At 75.3% G+C, this 17,273-nt stretch carries 17 protein-coding genes; 9 read left to right on the top strand and 8 right to left on the bottom strand.

Annotated elements, in window-relative coordinates; all coding sequences use genetic code 11:
* The first annotated feature begins 19 nt into the window (after positions 1-19).
* The 5 genes from RVR_RS24955 (at position 20) to RVR_RS24930 (ending at position 5,646) form a co-directional block, all read left to right on the top strand.
* Positions 20-3,442 carry a HAMP domain-containing sensor histidine kinase gene (locus tag RVR_RS24955; protein ID WP_430393175.1) on the top strand — a complete coding sequence of 1,141 codons (3,423 nt, stop codon included), beginning with the start codon at positions 20-22 and terminating at the stop codon, positions 3,440-3,442.
* Positions 3,439-3,897, top strand: coding sequence for a roadblock/LC7 domain-containing protein (locus RVR_RS24945; protein ID WP_202236159.1), 459 nt, complete (start codon positions 3,439-3,441; stop codon positions 3,895-3,897). Before RVR_RS24955 ends, RVR_RS24945 begins: the two co-directional genes overlap by 4 nt.
* A gap of 162 nt (positions 3,898-4,059) precedes the next feature.
* Entirely contained in the window at positions 4,060-4,479 is a 420-nt protein-coding gene (locus RVR_RS24940; RefSeq protein ID WP_202236158.1) for a DUF742 domain-containing protein, read from the top strand.
* A complete protein-coding gene (locus RVR_RS24935) occupies positions 4,466-5,044 on the top strand; it encodes a GTP-binding protein (RefSeq protein WP_202236157.1) in 579 nt (192 codons plus the stop codon). The genes RVR_RS24940 and RVR_RS24935 overlap by 14 nt, the downstream gene beginning before the upstream one ends.
* A gap of 92 nt (positions 5,045-5,136) precedes the next feature.
* Entirely contained in the window at positions 5,137-5,646 is a 510-nt protein-coding gene (locus RVR_RS24930; RefSeq protein ID WP_202236156.1) for a DinB family protein, read from the top strand.
* Positions 5,647-5,681: 35 nt separating this feature from the next.
* Here the strand turns inward: RVR_RS24930 and RVR_RS24925 are convergent, their stop codons facing one another.
* The 7 genes from RVR_RS24925 to RVR_RS24895 all read right to left on the bottom strand — a co-directional run bounded on the left by RVR_RS24925 (position 5,682) and on the right by RVR_RS24895 (position 12,262).
* Complete coding sequence (locus RVR_RS24925) at positions 5,682-5,996, bottom strand: helix-turn-helix domain-containing protein (RefSeq protein ID WP_202236155.1); 315 nt, start codon at positions 5,994-5,996, stop codon at positions 5,682-5,684.
* On the bottom strand, positions 5,993-6,379 hold the full coding sequence (locus RVR_RS24920; RefSeq protein WP_202236154.1) for a type II toxin-antitoxin system RelE/ParE family toxin: 387 nt from the start codon (positions 6,377-6,379) through the stop codon (positions 5,993-5,995). The genes RVR_RS24925 and RVR_RS24920 overlap by 4 nt, the downstream gene beginning before the upstream one ends.
* Before the next feature lie 97 nt (positions 6,380-6,476).
* Positions 6,477-8,579, bottom strand: a complete 2,103-nt coding sequence (locus RVR_RS24915; RefSeq protein ID WP_202236153.1) for an iron ABC transporter permease — start codon at positions 8,577-8,579, stop codon at positions 6,477-6,479.
* A 5-nt stretch (positions 8,580-8,584) separates the two neighbouring features.
* Positions 8,585-9,595, bottom strand: coding sequence for an iron-siderophore ABC transporter substrate-binding protein (locus RVR_RS24910; RefSeq protein ID WP_202236152.1), 1,011 nt, complete (start codon positions 9,593-9,595; stop codon positions 8,585-8,587).
* A complete protein-coding gene (locus tag RVR_RS24905; RefSeq protein WP_202236151.1) occupies positions 9,592-10,467 on the bottom strand; it encodes an ABC transporter ATP-binding protein in 876 nt (291 codons plus the stop codon). The genes RVR_RS24910 and RVR_RS24905 overlap by 4 nt, the downstream gene beginning before the upstream one ends.
* A 164-nt stretch (positions 10,468-10,631) precedes the next feature.
* Positions 10,632-11,411 (bottom strand): VOC family protein, encoded by a 780-nt coding sequence (locus RVR_RS24900; protein ID WP_202236150.1) that lies wholly within the window; start codon positions 11,409-11,411, stop codon positions 10,632-10,634.
* 275 nt (positions 11,412-11,686) lie between these two features.
* Positions 11,687-12,262 (bottom strand): TetR/AcrR family transcriptional regulator, encoded by a 576-nt coding sequence (locus RVR_RS24895; protein WP_202236149.1) that lies wholly within the window; start codon positions 12,260-12,262, stop codon positions 11,687-11,689.
* Between the two features lie 87 nt (positions 12,263-12,349).
* On the opposite strand from RVR_RS24895, the gene RVR_RS24890 reads away from it, so the two are divergent.
* From RVR_RS24890 to RVR_RS24875, 4 genes are all read left to right on the top strand, one after another.
* Positions 12,350-13,246 carry an NADP-dependent oxidoreductase gene (locus tag RVR_RS24890; RefSeq protein ID WP_202236148.1) on the top strand — a complete coding sequence of 299 codons (897 nt, stop codon included), beginning with the start codon at positions 12,350-12,352 and terminating at the stop codon, positions 13,244-13,246.
* A gap of 305 nt (positions 13,247-13,551) precedes the next feature.
* Positions 13,552-13,812 (top strand): hypothetical protein, encoded by a 261-nt coding sequence (locus RVR_RS24885; protein ID WP_202236147.1) that lies wholly within the window; start codon positions 13,552-13,554, stop codon positions 13,810-13,812.
* A gap of 194 nt (positions 13,813-14,006) precedes the next feature.
* Positions 14,007-14,765, top strand: a complete 759-nt coding sequence (locus tag RVR_RS24880; protein ID WP_237405401.1) for an inositol monophosphatase family protein — start codon at positions 14,007-14,009, stop codon at positions 14,763-14,765.
* Between the two features lie 195 nt (positions 14,766-14,960).
* Positions 14,961-15,608 carry a 3'-5' exonuclease gene (locus RVR_RS24875; RefSeq protein WP_202236146.1) on the top strand — a complete coding sequence of 216 codons (648 nt, stop codon included), beginning with the start codon at positions 14,961-14,963 and terminating at the stop codon, positions 15,606-15,608.
* 272 nt (positions 15,609-15,880) lie between these two features.
* Here RVR_RS24875 and RVR_RS24870 read toward each other — a convergent pair whose 3' ends face one another.
* The gene (locus RVR_RS24870) at positions 15,881-17,218 is read right to left on the bottom strand and encodes an MFS transporter (protein WP_202236145.1); all 1,338 of its coding nucleotides are present in this window, start codon (positions 17,216-17,218) and stop codon (positions 15,881-15,883) included.
* Positions 17,219-17,273: the final 55 nt, after the last annotated feature.

Below are 17,273 nucleotides of genomic sequence, written 5' to 3'. Positions count from 1 at the left end.
TCACGGAGGAGGGCGCGTCGTGTCCGCGAACGGAGCGAACGGACCGGAAGAGGAGCATCCGGTACCGGATGTCCCGCACGACAGCGGCCGCTCACCCCGAACATCCGCGCTCGCCCGCTTCGCCGACCGCCGGCCCTTCCGCCGCAAGCTCGACGTCCTGCTCGGCGTTCCGCTCGTAGTGATCGCCCTCCTGCTCGGATACGTGATCTCGGGACTGGTCGGACAGGCCCGGGACGCGGGCTCCGCCGCGCAGCTCGTCCGCAACAGCCGCCAGGTCGCCACCCTGGTCGACCGGGTCGAGTCCGAGCACCAGCAGGCGCTGCTGCTGTCGGTGCGCTACGAGTCCGCCACCAGCGGCGAGCGCCCCTCGCTGACCGCCTACCGCACCGCCCAGACCGCGGTGGACCGGCAGGTCACCGCGGTCCGCGACGCGTTCGGGTCGCGGCTGCCGGCCGCCGAGGAGCAGGTGCTCAAGGAGATCGCCGGCCTCAGCAGCCTGCGCAGCACCGTGGAGCAGAGCTATCTGCCGGCCGACAACATCGACCCGGCCTACACCTCCGCGATCGACGACCTGATCGACGGCCTGGGCCTGGACACCGACGCGAACCTCTCCACCACCCGCACCGGCAACCTGCTCGACTCGCTGCTGCGCGCCGAGGCGTCGCACAGCTCCTTCGAGACCAGCGTCTTCTCCGCGCAGACCGGTGACGCGAACGCGCTCATCGAGTTCGTCAGCGCGGTCGGCGCCGAGCAGGTCTACACCACCGAGGCCGCCCGCTTCGGCCGGTACGCGACCGCGCCGCAGACCGCCCTGCTGGGCGGGATCGAGCAGGGCACCGCCTGGAACACCATCTCGCAGCAGTACGCGGGCCTCCAGGTGGACCCGAGCACCCTGGTGGCGGCCAACCCCGCCGCGATCAAGGCCGCCTTCACCTCCGCGCTCCAGGCGTACCCGCAGTACCAGAAGCAGGCCGAGAGCCGGCTGCGCGTCACCAACTCGCTGATCGGCCAGATCGCCCAGCGGGCCGACAACGCCTCGACCAGCGCGTGGTGGCGGGCGGCCTGGCTGCTGGCCGGCGCGCTGGTGGCGTTCGCGCTGTGGCTGGCGCTGTCGGTCGCGATCCGCCGCTCGGTGGTCCGGCCGGTGCAGGCGCTGACCGGGGTGGCCGCCGAGGTCGCCGAGGTCGCCGGGCGCGAGCTGGCCCGGGTCGCCGACGACGACGCCGCGGACGCCGGCCCGCCGCGGCTGCGCGAGATGCCGGTGACCGCGCGCGACGAGATCGGCGACCTGGCCGCGGCGTTCAACCGGGTGCAGACCACCGCGGCCGCGCTGCTGGAGCGGCAGGTGCTCAGCCGCCGCAACACCGCCGAGATGTTCGGCAACGTCGGCCGCCGGGTCAGCAACCTGACGGCCCGTCAACTCTCGCTGATCGACGCCATCGAGCGCGGCGAGACCGACCCCGCGCTGCTCGACCGGCTCTACCGCATCGACCACCTCGCGGTCCGCCTCCAGCGCAACGCCGACAGCCTGATGCTGCTCGCCGACATCCGCGAGTCCGGATCGGAGACCGAGCCCACCCCGCTCACCAACGTGGTGCGCGCCGCGCTCGGCCAGATCGAGGGCTACGAACGGGTGGTGCTCGACGCGGAGACCGAGGTCACCGTCGCGCCGGACATCATCGCCGACCTGACCTTGATGCTCGCCGAACTCCTGGAGAACGCGGTGGCGTTCTCGCCCGCCCGCAGCCCGGTCGAGGTGGCCGTGGGCGCCCGGGCGGACGGCGCGCTGGTCGAGATCACCGACCACGGCCTGGGGATGAGCGCGACCCGGCTCGCCGAGGAGAACGCCCGGCTGGTGCGCCGCGAGCGCCTGGACCTGGTGCCCACGAAGGTGCTCGGCCTGTTCGTGGTCGGCAGCCTGGCCCGGCGCTGGGGCGTGCGGGTGACGCTGACCCGCACGCAGGGCGGCGGCGTCACCGCGCAGGTGTCGATCCCGGCGGCGCAACTGCTGTCGGCGAGCCCGTACGCGGACCCGAGGAAACGATCCGGCGGCGAGGCAGAGGCGCCCACCGGAGCCGGCTTCGACGCTTCGGCGGGAGCCGCTGCCGGAGCTTCCTTCGGAGCTTCTGCCGGAGCCGGATTCGAGCGCCCGGGCGGACCGCGCCCCGAGCCGCAGGGCGGCCGGTCGTACGAAGTCGCCCCCTACGACAACAGCCCGCGCGAGGTCGCCCCGTACTACGAGGAGACCCGCCGGAACGGCTCGTACGGCGACCGGTACGACCAGGGCCGGCGCGGGGACGGCGCCTACGGCGACGGGTCGTACGACGGCCGGCGGTACGACGAGAACCGGCCGCAGGACGGCGCGTACGCCGGCGGCCCCTACCAGGACGGCCCCTACCAGGACGGCGCGTACCAGGACCTGTCCTACGAGAGCCGCGCCGCGGAGCTGGAGCGCGGCGACCTGGCCGAGCGCAGCGACCGGGTCGGGCGGGTGCCGCGCCACGCGGCCCGCGGGCCCGAGCCGGACGCAGGCCGCGGCTCTGCCGACCCGCGCCCGCAGACGCGCCCCGAGGCGCGCAGGAGCCGGCCCCGGCACGCGGCACCGCCCCGCGAGGAGACCCCCGCACCGCCGCTCCCCCGCAGGGTGCCGCAGCGCAACGCGGCGATCAGCTCGGCCGCCGTGCCGCCCGCCCGCGTCCAGCAGCCGGGCGGGGCGGCACCCGGCCACGGGTACGGCCACGGCGTCGACGGGGTGGCGGGCGCCCCCACGGCTCCCACCGCCCCTACCGCCCCGGGCACATCGCGCACCCCCGGGACGAACGGCGCCCCCACCGCCCCCGGCGGCTCCCCCGCGGGGGCGAACGGCCCCTTCCGGCCGGGCGCCGACAACCCCGGCCGCCCGGGCGGTCCCGCGGGCGCGAACCGCCCCCAGGGACGCCCCACCGCCCCCGGCGCACCGCGTCCCGGGACGAACGGCGCCCCCACCGGCCCCGGCGGCCAGGCGCAGCCCCTGCCGGCCGCGGCGCCCCTCCCGCCCGCGGTCACCGGCGCGCTGCCGCCGCACGGCGCGCAGGGCACGGGCGGTGCGCCCGGCACGCCCCGCGCCGCCGCCGCGCCCAGCACGCCCCGCCCGCCGGCCGCCCCCTCCGGGCCCCTCGACCGGGGCGCGGCACCGCGCCCCCTGCGGCGCCGCGTGAAGGGCGCCACCCTCGCCGCCACGCTCGGGGCGGCCGCGGCGGCCGCCCCGAACGGACCCGGCTCCGCAGCAGCCTCTCCCGCAGCCCCCCAACGCCCCGTCGCCGACGCCGAGCAAGTCCGCTTCGAGCTGGACGAGTTCGAGGCGGCGGTCGAGCGGGCGCATCGCGACACCGCGGCGGCCGACACCGGCCACAGCCGCGGCACCACACCGACCACGGGGTTCCCGGAAGGAGCCGAAGAGTGACAACGCCGACAGGTGGACGTCCCGACGATCTGCGGGCCGCCGCAGCCGATTTCACCTGGCTGCTGAACCGTTTCGCCACGGAGACCGCCGGGGTGGTGGACGCCATCGCGGTCTCCTCCGACGGCCTGCTGATCGCGGTGTCGCAACTCCGCGACGCGGCGGACTCCGAGCGGCTGGCGGCGATCGTCTCGGGCATGACCAGCCTGGCCGCGGGCGCCGCGGGCAGCTACGGTCTCGGTCCGCTGAACAAGGTGATCATCGACCTCGCGCACGGCCACATCCTGGTCTCGGCGATCGGCAGCGGTGCCGTCCTGGGAGTGGTCACCTCCAAGGAGGCCAAGCTCGGGAACATCGCCTACGAGATGACGGTCTTCGCCAACCGCGCCGGGGCCGCGCTCAACCCCGAACTGGTCCTGGAGCTGAAGAACTCGGTCGGTCTGCCGACGCGCCGTTGACGTACCGGCCGTTCCCGTATGGGCTGTCCCCGTGCGGAACGGCGCCGCGCGGGCGGTCGACGCGCGGGGCGCCGCCGTGCGGGCGGTCGACCTACACGCGGCCGCGCGATCCGGCCACCGCCGTCGGCGTGCCGGCGGCTCACGACGAGGAGGTGCAGGCCCATGGGCGCCGGTGACGAACCGGTCGGCCGGGCCCCCGCCGTACGGCCGTTCCTGGTGACGGCCGGCCGGGTGGCCGGCGCGGACGCCGGCACCGGTGCCGGTGCCGTGCCGCCGATGCCGGTGGAGACCCAACTCGTGGCCACCGCCGCCGGGTTGGAACGGCTCAACCTGTTGTCGTTCGAGCGCCACGACATCGTGGCGTCCTGCCGCCGACCCCAGTCGGTGGCCGAGATCGCAGCCCGGCTGCACCTGCACCTCAACGTGGTCCGGGTGCTGGCCGAGGACCTTTCGGCCGGAGGCCACCTGTCGGTGTACGTTCCGAAGGCCGACATCGGCCGCGACGTTTCCGTATTGCGAAGGGTTATCGATGGTCTCCGCACCATCCCCGATTCCCGGGGGACGCTCCATGACACCGACTGAGGCGCCCGGCCACGGCGCGCCCCCGCTGCCGGTGAAGATGGTGGTGGCGGGCGGGTTCGGGGTCGGCAAGACGACCGCGGTGGGCTCGATCTCGGAGATCCGCCCGCTCACCACCGAGGCCGCCATCACCGAGGTCGCGGCGGGGGTGGACGACCTCAGCCACACCCCGTACAAGACCACCACCACCGTGGCGATGGACTTCGGCTGCATCACCATCGACGCCGGTCTGAAGCTCTACCTCTTCGGCACCCCGGGCCAGGAGCGGTTCGGCTTCATGTGGGACGACCTGGTCCAGGGCGCGCTCGGCGGTCTGGTGATCGTGGACACCCGCCGGCTCGACGACTGCTACGCGGCGGTGGACTACTTCGAGCACCGCCAGATCCCGTTCGCGGTCGCGGTGAACGCCTTCGACGGGCGGGTGGAGCACTCGCTGGACGAGGTGCGCTGGGCGCTGGACGTCGCGGCGCACGTGCCGGTGATCGCGTTCGACGCGCGCGAGCGGGGGTCGGTGCGGGACGCGCTGCTGGTCGTGCTGGACGTGGCGCTGGCGAGGGCGGAGGGCTGACCCCGGCGGAGGGCTGAGCCCGGCGTGGCGGTGGGCGCGGCCCGGCGGTATATGCCGCGACCGGGGGCGGGGCGGGGTGGTTGGATGGCGGGATGACGAGAACGGACCTGCCCCCCGCCTTCGACGAGCGGACGATGCTGACGACGTTCCTGGACTACGCGCGGGCGACGGCGGTGGCCAAGTGCACCGGGGTGTCGGCGGAGGGCGGGGCGGCGGCGCCGCTGCCGGGGTCGCCGCTGATGACGCTGGGCGGGCTGCTGAGCCACCTGCGGTGGGTCGAGTACTGGTGGGTGCAGGTGGTCTTCCTCGGCGAGGAGGACACGCAGGCGCCGTGGACCGACGAGGACCCGGACCGGGAGATGCGGATCGGCGCCCGCACCCCGATCGCGGAGCTCGTCGCCGCCTACGAGGAGCAGAGCGCGCGCTACCGCGAACTGATCGCCGCGACCGAGCTGTCGGCGGTCGCCAAGCGCCCGGTGCGGGACGGCAGCACGCACGTCACCCTCGGCTGGATTCTCATGCACCTCATCGAGGAGACCTCGCGGCACAACGGCCACATCGACATCCTGCGCGAACTCGCCGACGGCACCACCGGCGACTGACCCCGCCCCCACCCCCGCGGATCTCCGAGGCGCGGTCAGGCGGCGTTGTCGTGGGGGGTGAGGTTGATCGTCAGATCGGCGTCGAGGGCTCGGGCGAGGCGTCGCAGCAGGAGGATGGTGGGGACGGTGCCGCCGCCCTCGATACGCGAGATCTGGGGTTGCTTCATGCCGCAGCGCTCGGCGAGCTCGGTCTGGGACAGGCCGAGGGCGGTACGCCGGTCAAAGACCATCTGGCCCAGGTCATGGGCGAGTTCGGCCTCTTCGTAGAGGCGGTCGTATTCGGGGTTCTCCTCGGCCGCCTCACCCAGCAGCTCGCGGTGGCGGCGTGTCTTCCACTCGGCGTGGTTCATCGTGGTTCCTCCTTGATGTCACGGCTGTAGACGGCGTGTTCGGCGGCCGGCTCATGGCCGGCCTCACAGACCGCCTGCGCGGACCGGGCGCGCTCCGCCTCCGCCGTCTCGCGCATCCTGGTCTTCCGGAACACCGTCAGCAGCACGACACGACGGCCCGGCGCGATCCAGTAGGTCACACGCAGGGCGCTGCCGTCGAGGTCGAAGCGCAGTTCGCGGAGCCCGCCACCGAGATGGCGGCTGTACGGCTCGCCGAGCGTGGTGGCGTGCACGGCCAGCCGGTCGACCTTCTGCTCGACGGTGACGTACCGGTGAGCGGGTATGTTCTCCAGCCAGCGGCGCACCTCGGGCTCGATCTCGACCGTGTACCGCCCACTCTCCATAACGTCGATGATATATGGCGCGGATGTTATAAACAGCCGGCCACCCGCCCATCCCCACGATCCGCCCGACCCTCCCGCCTTCGCCCGTCGAGGCCCGCTACTTGCGGGTGCGCATCAGGAGGCGGACGAAGTAGGGGGTGCCGACGACCGCTGTCATCAGGCCCGCGCCGAGCTGCGCGGGGGCGATCACCGTGCGGCCCAGCAGGTCCGCCGCACAGACGAGGATGCCGCCGAGCAGCATCGCCACCGGGATCACCCGCACGTGGCGGCGGCCCACCAGGGCGCGGGCCGCGTGCGGCGCGACGAGACCGACGAAGCCGATGGTGCCCGCGGCGGCCGTCGCGGTCGCGCTGAGCAGGACACCCACCGCGAGGAACCCGAACCGCGCGGGCGCGAGCCGCAGCCCGAGCAGCCGGGGCGTGTCCTCGTCGAGGGCCACGAGGTCGAGCTCCCGGCGCCGGACGACCGCGTAGACGGTGCCGGCGGCGAGCACCACCGCGACCGGCACCAGGTCCGGGGCGGTGCGCCCGTAGGTCGAACCGGACAGCCAGGTCAGCGCCTTGGTCGCGTTGAACGGGTCGGTGAGCACGATCACCAGGCTGATGAGCGCGGTCGTGGCGGCGGACACCCCGACGCCGACCAGGACCAGCCGGTTCTGCCGGAAGCCGCCGCGCGCGGCGAGCCCGAAGACGACCAGGGCCGCGAGCGCGGCTCCGCCGAAGGCCGCGCCCGCGACGCTCCACGCGCCGGCCGCCGGCACCGAGGTGACCAGCAGCACCGCGCCGAGCCCGCCGCCGCCGGAGACCCCGAGGATGCCGGGCTCGGCGAGCGGGTTGCGGGTGACGGCCTGCACGAGCGTGCCGGACAGCGCGAGCGCCGCCCCGGCCAGCAGCGCGGCCAGCACCCGCGGCACCCGGGTGTCGAGCACGAAGGTGACGCCCCGGCCGGCGCGCCCGAGCGCCCAGTTGGCGACGTCGCCGAGCAGCAGCTTGGTGTCGCCGAGCAGCACGCCCGCGACCACCACGCCGACCAGCACCACCGCGAGCACCACCAGGCAGACCGCGAACCCCGCGCGGCTCGGGACACGCATCCGGTCGGACTCGGCGGCGGTCCCGGGCTCCTTGGCCCGCATCGCCATCACGACCAGGAACACCGCGCCCACGATGCTGGTGACGACGCCGGTCGGCACGGACGGCGCCACCTGCTTGTCCACCATCGCCCGCAGCAGCACGTCGGAGCCGAGGACCAGCGCCGCGCCGACCAGGCCGGCGAACGGCACGGCCGCCCGGGCCCGGACGAGCGCGCGCAGCCGGCGGCCGAGCGGCCGGGCCAGCGCCGGCGCGCACAGGCCGACGAAGCCGATCGGGCCCGCGAGGGTGACCGACGCCGCGGACAGCAGCGCGGCCAGCACCACCACGGCGATCCGGGTGCCGCGCACCGGGACGCCGACGCCCCGCGCCGCGTCGTCGCCGAGGGCGAGCGCGTCGATGCGGCGGGCGACCAGCAGCAGGCCGAGCAGGCCGGCCGCGACCACCGGCGCCATCTGGTCGACGCCGCCGAACCCGTTCTGGCTGATGCTGCCCTGGCTCCACTGGTAGAGGCCATTCGTCCGCTGCGGGAAGAGCAGCAGCAGCGCGTCGGTGACCGCGCCGAGCCCGAGCGCGAGGGCGCTGCCGGCCAGCACGAGGCGGACCGTGCCGGCGCCGAGCCCGGACAGCCCGAGCACCACCGCCGCCGCGGCCAGTCCGCCGACGAAGGCGACGCCCGAGGAGGCGAGCAGCGGCAGCGACGCGCCCGTCACGGTCAGCACGCCGAGCGCGAGGTACGAACCGGCGTTGACCGCGAGGGTGTCCGGGGCGGCCAGCACGTTGCGGCTGACCGACTGCAACGCGGCGCCCGCGCTGCCGAGGGCGACACCGACGAGGACGCCCGCGACCATCCTCGGCAGCCGCGAGGCGATCACCACGGAGGAGTCGGCCTGGTCGGCCTGCCCGGTGAGCGCCTTCCACACCTCGTGCGCGCCGACCGCGGCGGTGCCCTGGGTGATGTCCACGACGGCGAGGACCGCGACCACCAGCAGCAGCCCGGCCACGGCCGCGGCCGCCGCCAGGCCGGACCTGGCAGCGGGCGCGGGGGCGGGCGCGGGCGCGGAGGCGGAGTCGGTCGCCGACGCGGACGCGGGTGTCTTCGTGACGGCCACGCGCGCTACTTCGTGAGGGCGCCGACGAGGCCGTCGATGTACGCCTCCATCGACTCGGGACCGCCGAACATCCACACGCCGTCCGGGAGCCGGTGCACGTTGCCGGCCTTCACGAACGGCAGCGACTTCCAGACCGCGTTCTTGGCGAGGTTGGTGGCGAACGGGTCGCCGTCGGTGTCGTTCTGGATGTAGGCGAACTGGACGTCGCCGAGGCCGGTGAGCCCCTCGACGTCGGTGCTGGCCAGGCCGTATGCCTTGTCGCCCTTGAGGGTCCAGGCGTTCTTCAGGCCCAGGTCCTCGTTGACGGCGCCGATCAGCGAGCCGCTGGTGTAGCCGCGGACGGTGACCTGGTTGGACACCACGTAGCTGTCGGCGAAGGCGACCTTCTTGCCGGCCAGGCCCGCGGCCTGGAGCTTCGCGCGGCCGTCGGCGACCTTGGCCTGGAAGGCCGAGGTGACCTGCTTCGCCTTGGCCGTGGTGCCGGTGGCCTTGGCGATGAGGTCGAGTCCGTCGGTCATGGTGCCGATCTGGTCGGCGGCGTCTGCGGGCTTGACCACAAGCACGGTGGCGACCTTGCGCAACTGCTTCACCACGGAGGCCGACAGGTCGGTGGTGGCGACCACGAGGTCGGGGGTGAGGGCGGCGATGGTGTCGGTGCTGGGCTCGCCGCGGGTGCCGATGTCCTTGGGCGAGTTGGTCAGCGGGGCGGCCTTGTCCCACTCCGTGTAGCCCTTGACGTCGGCGACGCCGACCGGGGCGACGCCGAGCGCGACCAGGTCCTCCACGACGTTCCACTCGGTGCCGACGACGCGGGTGGCCGGGTGGTCGAGGTGCACCGTGGTGCCGGAGGCGTCGGTGAGCGTGATCGGGCCGGCGGGCGTCGCCGAGCCGCCGGCCGACGCGGACGAGCCGGTGGACGCCGAGTCGTCGGACTTCTCGGTGGTGCCGCAGCCGGCCAGCACGAGGGCGGCGGCGACGGCGGCGGATATGGCCGCGGCGGCGGGGAGACGTCTCATGACGGGGTGTGGTGCCTTTCGCTTCGTGCGTGGTGGCGGCCGACGGCGCGGGTGCGCAGCCGGCCGGTCGCGGGGTCGGTGTCCACGTTGATGCGGATGCCGTAGACCTCGGTGAGGCGTTCGGGCGTCAGCACCTCCTCGGGGGTGCCGTCGGCGACGACGCGCCCGTCGTGGAGCAGGGCCACCCGGTCGGCGACGGCCGCCGCCTGGTCCAGGTCGTGCAGGACGACGCCGACGGCGATGCCGTGGTCGTCGGCCAGGTCGCGGACCAGGTCGAGGAGTTCGACCTGGTAGCGCAGGTCGAGGTAGGTGGTCGGCTCGTCGAGCAGGAGCACGCCGGTCTCCTGGGCGAGGCAGCCGGCCAGCCAGACCCGCTGGAGCTGGCCGCCGGAGAGGTGGTCCACGCCGCGGCCGGCCAGGTCCTCCAGACCGGTCAGGCCGAGCGCCCGGTCGACCGCCGCGGCGCCGCCGGGGTCCGGCCGGCCCCACCGGCCCCGGTAGGGGTACCGGCCGAACTCGACCACGTCGCGCACCGTCAGGCCGCTGGGCGTGGGCCGGCCCTGGGTCAGCAGCGCGATCCGGCGGGCGAACTCCCGCGCGGACAGCGCGATGCCGTCCGTGGCGTGCTCGGTGCCGCCGTCGAGCGTCAACGAGCCGCAGCGCGGGTGCTGGAGGCGCGCGAGCGTGCGCAGCAGCGTCGACTTCCCGCTGCCGTTCGGCCCGACCAGCGCGGCGACCTCGGCGGGCCGCAGCGTGAGCGCGACGGCGTGCACGACGTCGACGCCGTCGTACGCCACGGTCACGCCCTCGGCCGCCAGCTCGTGCCCGCGCCGAGCAGCCGTCTTCCCGGTTCCCGTTTCCCCAGCCCTCACGCCGATTAGGATAGCCTTACTTTACTTTTGGCTCGCTCAGGGGGTCCGGGGCACCCGCCCACGGGCCCCGGGACGCCGCCGGGAGGACAGCGGCCGTCAGGCGCAACAGGTTCCCCCGGAAAGGGAGTTGGCAGCGGGCGGAGTCCGGGGGCGGCCGGCCCCGGCTACATCGGCTTCGGCTTGATCAGGGCGAAGGACGCGCCCTGCGGGTCGGCCACGACGGCCATGCGGCCCGCGACCATGTCGAAGGGCGGGAGCAGCACGCTGCCGCCGCTGCGGACGAGGGCGTCCACGGTGGAGTCGACGTCGTCCACCGCGAAGTAGGACAGCCAGTGCGCGGGGGTGCCGGGCGGCTCGTTGTCCAGCAGCGTGGCGCCGCCGATCGTACGGTCGCCGGCGCGCAGTTCCCAGTAGCCCTCCGCGCCCTCCATCGGCCTGATCTCGATGCCGAACACCTCGCCGTAGAAGGCGGTGGCGCCGAGCACGTCGGTGGTGTGCAGGTCGTTCCAGATCAGCGCGCCGGCCTCGTTGACGATCCGGGCGCCGGAGAACTCACCGGGCTGCCAGACGCCGAAGACGACGCCCTGCGGGTCCGCGGCGACCAGCATCCGCCCCAGGTCCCCGACGTCCGTCACCGGGACGATCAGGGTGCCGCCGGCGCCGACGATCGCGTCCTGCGTGGCCTGGGCGTCGGTCGTGGCGAGGTAGGCGGTCCAGACGGTGGGCGGCAGCGGCTGGCCCTCGGGCGCCATCGCGCGGCCGATCCCGGCGACCGGCTTCCCCTGCAACTCGCAGACCGCATAGCCGCCGAACTCCTCCCCGCCGACCTCGCCCTGCCAGCCGAGCAGGTCGCGGTAGAAGTCCAGCGCGGCCTGCTGGTCCTGCGCCATCAGTTCGATCCAGCACGGGGTACCGGTCGGGTACGGAGTGGTGACCTCGGACATGCTCGCCCTCTCTGCTGCGGCCGTGGGGCGCCCAGCCTCCCGCCCCGGAAACCGCCCCCGCGCCCTCGACACGCGGTCGCCCCCGCCACGCCCCCCGGAAGGCGGCTCCCGCACCACCCGACCGACCGGCACCCGCCGACCGGCACCCGGCCGACCAGCCCGAACTCCCCGATCGGCCCGAACTCCCCGATCGGCCCGACCTCCCGGACCGGCCGGAGCACACCGGCCGGAGTGCCCCGGCCCGCCCCCAGGCCGACCGGCCCGCCCGCGCGAGGCTACGGGCGGGCCGCCTCCCAGGCCGCCTCGATCATCACGAAGACCTCGTCCACCGCCGCCTGCGGGTCGTCGGCCCCGCGGGCCACCGCGTAGGCGTCGACCACGAACCTGGCGGTCGCCCGGCAGGCCGTCGCGGTACGCCCCGACGCGGCGTCCCCGGCGACGGCCGCGGCCAGCGACTCCGCGTGGCGCAGCCGCATCGACTCCTCGTACTCCCGCAAGTCGGGTGACGCCTCGATCATCCGCCAGATCGGGGCGGCGCCCTCCGCCGTGCAGTGCCGCACCATCGCGTGGACCTCGCGGCGCAGCGCGGGGATGAGCGGTGCGCCGGGCGCCCGGTCGAGGGCAGCCCGCGCGAGGCGCTGCTCGAACTCCTTGTCCTGCTCGAAGACCAGGGCCTCCTTGGAGGCGAAGTGGGAGAAGAGCGTGGTGACGGCGACATCGGCCTCGGCGGCCACGTCACGGATGCCGACCGCGTCGTATCCGCGCTCCAGGAAGAGCCGCAGGGCGGCGTCCGCGATCTTCTGGCGGGTCGCGGCCTTCTTGCGCTCGCGGCGCCCGGGCGGTGTGGTCACCAGCCGACACTACCAGATCCGAAAGAACATCCGTTTCGTAAAGCTAACGGCTTTTTAAAGCTAACCGTTAGTGTTACGGTCGCCGGCATGAGGAAAGTGAGCTACTCCGAGTTCGGCGGCCCCGACGTCCTGCGGATCGTGGACGCCGAAGAACCGCACGCGGGCCCCGGTCAGGTGCGCGTCGCCGTGCGCGCGGCGGGCGTGAACCCCGTCGACTGGCGGATACGCGAGGGCCAGAAGTTGGGCGCCCATCCGGTCGAGCTGCCCGCCGGGGTCGGGCTGGACGCCGCCGGCGTGGTGGACGAGGTCGGCCCGGGCGTCGTGGGCGTCGGGCCGGGCGACCGGGTGTTCGGCGAAGGGACCGACACCTACGCCGAGTTCGCCGTGCTGTCCGCGTGGGCCCGGATGCCCGAGGGGCTGACGTTCGAGGAGGCGGCCGGCTATCCGTCGGTCGTGGAGACCGCGCTGCGCGTGCTGCGCGAGGTGGGCGTGCGGCCCGGACAGACGCTGCTGGTCAGCGGTGCGGCGGGCGGGGTCGGCTCGGCCGTCCTCCAGATCGCCCGCGACCGCGGCGTCGCGGTGATCGGCACCGCCGGGGCGGCGAACCAGGACTACCTGCGCGGCCTGGGCGCCGACGCCACCACCTACGGCGAGGGCTGGGCCGAGCGGGTCCGGCGGCTGGGCCGCCCGGTGGACGCGGCCCTCGACCTGGCCGGCGCGGGCGTGGTCGCGGACCTCGTGGACCTGGTCGGCGACCCGCGGCGGGTGGTCACGATCGCGGACCTCGAAGCGCCGCGGCACGGCGTCCGCTTCTCCGGCGTGGCCGGCAGCGTGCCGGACGCCCTCGCCGAGGCCGCCGACCTCATCGCGCGGGGCAGGCTGCACATCCCCGTCACGAGGTCCTACCCGCTCACCGAGGCGGCCGCCGCCCACGCCGACAGCCGGGCCGGCCACACCCGCGGCCGCCGCGTCATCACCCTCTGACCCGTACCGCACACCCCGCGCACCGTTCCGCGGCGGAGCCCGCGCGCGACGGAAGCCCGTTCCGCGGCGGTGTCCTGTTCCCGGCGGAGGCCCGGGGCCGCTCGCGCGCCGGCGGTACGCGCCGAAAACCGGTGGAGCCCCGGTGCCGGGCGCCGTTACGGTGCTGCCGCCCGCACTTCACCCGGTCCCGAGGACGATCCGTTGGACTCCGAGTAGGCGCCCCCGAGCGCCGGTCCGTCGCGCGCCGCACCCCGTGCGCCGCGCTCCTTCCCGCTGCGGTCTCCCCACGGAAACGGTGTATCCCCATGTCCGGAACCTGGGCCTTCGTGCCCGCCTGCCCCTCGATCGTCCTCCTCCACCGCCACCGGTTCGCCGCCGTCCGCCTCCGGGCGACCGGTGCGTTCCGCCTGCCGCGCGGCGCGTTCCGGGCCGACCGCCCCGCCTGGCAGTCGCCGTACGGTCCCCCGCGCCACCGCTCCGCCCGCGGCCGTTGGGCGCCCGAGCCGGGTGTGGGCAGGTCCCTCCCGGCCGCGCGGCACGGCCCGCTGTGCAGCCGCTGCGACTGACCGTTGCGACGGACCAGGGCGGCGGACCGGGGCGGCGGACCACCACGGCCGGGTGCGGCGGCTCCTGCGGCGACCCACCGCGGGACCGCCGCCTCGGTACGCTGGCCGGCGTGGTGAACTCCCCCGCCGATGAGGGCGGTTCCGCCCGGCCCGCCGACACCGGCAGCTCCGACACCGGCCGTTCCGACACCGAGGTGGCCGTGGCAGCGGCACGGGCCGGCGCGGAGGTCGTCCGCGCCCTGTACGGTCGGCGCCTCGCCCGGATCGACAAGGGGGCCGGGGACTTCGCGACCGCCGCCGACGTGGCGGCCGAGGAGCGGATCCTCGACGTCATCCGCGCCGCGCGGCCCGGTGACGCGGTGCTCGGCGAGGAGGGCGGTCAGCGGGGAGCGGCCGACGCGGAGCGCCGGTGGCTGGTGGACCCCCTGTGCGGCACCGTGAACTACGCGGTCGGCACCATGCTGGTGGCCGTCAACGTGGCGCTGAGCGGTGGACCGGCGGCGGTGGCCGACCCGTTCGGCGACGAGGTCTTCCTCACCGACGGGGAGCGGGCCTGGGCGCGGCGCGCCGGGGCGGACGACGTCCCGCTGGCGCCCGCGTCGGACAGCCGCCTGGTGGACGTCAACCTGGACCCGCCGTTCCCGGGCGCCCCCGGCTTCCGGGCGGTGGACCTGCTGGCCCACCCGGGGTTCGCGGAGCGGTTCCGCCCGCGGGTGGGGTCCACGACCCTGGCGCTGGCGTGGGTCGCCGCGGGCAGGCGCGCCGCGTACGTCACCGACGGCGGCGACTTCTCGGGGAGCGTCCATTTCGCCGCGGGCCTCGCGCTGTGCCGGGCGGCCGGCTGCGTGGTCACGGGCGTCGACGGCGCCCCGCTCGGGGCGGCGGGCCGCGGCATCGTGGCCGCCGCCGACCGCGGGACGCACGACGCGCTGATGTCGTTGATCCGCGGGTGAGAACGGCCGAACCCGCCCGGCCAGGCCGCCGGGTGCGGGTCGGAAGCGGCCGGGCCGTCCGCGGAGAACGGGGCCCGGCCGGGACGCGGGCCGCCGCTTCTCCCGGAGAGCCGCTTCTCCCGGGCCGCCGCTTCTCCGCGGGAGCCGTGGAAAACGGGATGCCGGCCACGGACCCGCGTCCGTAGCCTCGGCGCCATGACCGCCGAACCCGCCCTGCTGAACGTCATCGACGTGGAGGCCACCTGCTGGGAGGGGCAGCCGCCGCCCGGGTCGGTGCCCGAGATCATCGAGATCGGGCTCACCGTCGTCGACATGGAGGCGCGCCGCCGCGTGTCCCGCCACCGCGTCCTGGTCCGCCCGGCCAGGTCGGCGGTGAGCGCCTTCTGCACCGCACTGACCGGGCTGACGCAGGCCGAGGTGGCGCGCGGCGTCGGCTTCGCCGAGGCGTGCGGGCTGCTCGTCGACACGTACGACGCCGGGGCTCGCCCGTGGGCGAGTTGGGGCGCGTACGACCTCCGCCAGTTCGCCCGGCAGAGCCGGGCCGACGCGGTGGCGTACCCGTTCGGCTACCCGACCGGACGCACCCACACCAACGCCAAGGCCGTGTTCACCGCGGCCCACGGGCTGCGCCGGAAACCCGGCATGGCCCAGGCCCTCCGGATCGCCGGGCTGCCGCTCGAAGGACGCCACCACCGCGGCGAGGACGACGCGTGGAACATCGCCGCGCTCGTCATCGACCTGCTGGACCGCGGCGTCTGGCCACGGTCGGCGGGCTGCGCGTGCCATCCGGGGGCGGCGGGCTGCCGCGGCGGGTCAGGCGTGCCCGGCGCCGAGCCGTCGTGAGGCGATGAGGCACAGCGCGGCGAGGCGAGCCGGACACCGCCCGGCTCGCCTCGGCCTTCCCCGATCCGCGGCGCGTGCGCGTGCTCGTGTCCCTGGCCGACAGGCGCGCCCTGCCCGCCGGCCGGGTGGCGCCGGGCGCCGGGCGGGCGTTGCCGGGGAGGTCGGCCGGGCGTCGCCGGGGGCGGCACCGGTCGGTACCGGTCGGCGCTTCCCGGAGCGCGCCGGTCCCGAGCCCCCGGAACCCGACGACGGGAACCTGTGCGGCACGGCCGTCAGGAGTCGTGCCGCACAGGCGGTCGTGGGGCGTCGCCGCGCGCGACCTCGCGGCTGCCGTCGGATTCGGCACCGGCGCGCAGCACGCCCGAGGCCAGCGCCGCCGTCGCACACAACACGGTCAGCAGCAGGAACGCGTGGTTGAGCGCCATGACGTGGGTCAGCCAGCCGATGACAGCCGGGCCGGAGAGCATCCCGAGGTAGCCGATCCCGGAGACGCGGGAGACGTTGGTGCCCGCGGCGGAGGGGTCCGCGCGCCCGGCCGCGCTGAAGAGCTGGGGGACGCAGCCGGACAGCCCCAGTCCGAACAGCGCCCAGCCCACGAACGCCGCCCACAGCCAGGGGGCGAGGGCCACGACGGTGATCCCGGCAGCGGCGGCGGCCGCGCCGTGGCGCAGGACGGCCACGGCCCCGAACCGGCCGGCCGTGCGGTCGGCGAGGAGCCGCCCCGCGGTCATGGCGGCGGCGTAGGTGCCGTAGCCGAAGGCGGCGACGTCGGAGGAGGCGCCGAGCACGTCCTTCAGGTGCAGGGCGCTCCAGTCGTTGGCGGCGCCCTCGGCGAGCATGACCATCGCGGCCAGCACCGCGAGGACCCAGATCCGGCCGGGTGCCCGACGCCGCCGCAGGGCCACCGCCCCGCGCGCCGCCCCGGTCTCCGCCCCGGTCACCGCACCAGGAGCGGGTACGGCCACGGCTCCGGCTGCTGGGGCGGGAACGGCCACGGCTCCGGGAGCGGGTACGGCTGCGGGTACGGCGACGGCTCCGGCGGCGGGGACGGGCTCGGCCGGGAGCAGCCCGCGCGCCGCCGCGACGGCGACGACCACCCCGACCGCTCCGGACACTCCCATCGTGGCCGGCGGGCTCACGCCGGCGCCGGCGGCGGCCGCGGCGATCAGCGAGGCGATCACGCCGCCGACGGAGAAGGTGGCGTGGAAGGCCGACATCACCGGTCGGCCGTACGCCCTCTCCACGTGCACGGCGTGCGCGTTCATGCTCACGTCGAGGCAGCCGTCGAAGAAACCGAAGACCAGCAGCGCCCCGGCCAGCGTCCACGGATCGCGCGGCAGCCCCGGCAGCACCAGGGTCGCGGCGCACAGGGCGGCGGAGACGGGGACGACGACGCGCGCGCCGACCCGGTCCGACAGGCGGCCGGCCACCTGCATCCCGGCGAAGGCGCCGAGGCCGAGCAGGACCAGCAGGCCGCCGAGCGTCGCGTGGCTGATGCCCGCCCGGTGCTCGATGGCGGGGATGTGCACCACCCAGGTGCCCATGAGGGTGCCGCACAGCACGAAGTACACGAAGGTCGCCGTGCGGGCGGACCGGAGGGAGCGTTCCATGCGCACACCATAACGACCATTTCCTGTGTGCGAATAGGGGTTCTGCGAACAGTTT

It is taken from the genome of Streptomyces sp. SN-593 (assembly GCF_016756395.1).
Taxonomy (GTDB): domain Bacteria; phylum Actinomycetota; class Actinomycetes; order Streptomycetales; family Streptomycetaceae; genus Actinacidiphila; species Actinacidiphila reveromycinica.
This window is presented reverse-complemented; position numbering and strand designations above follow the sequence as displayed.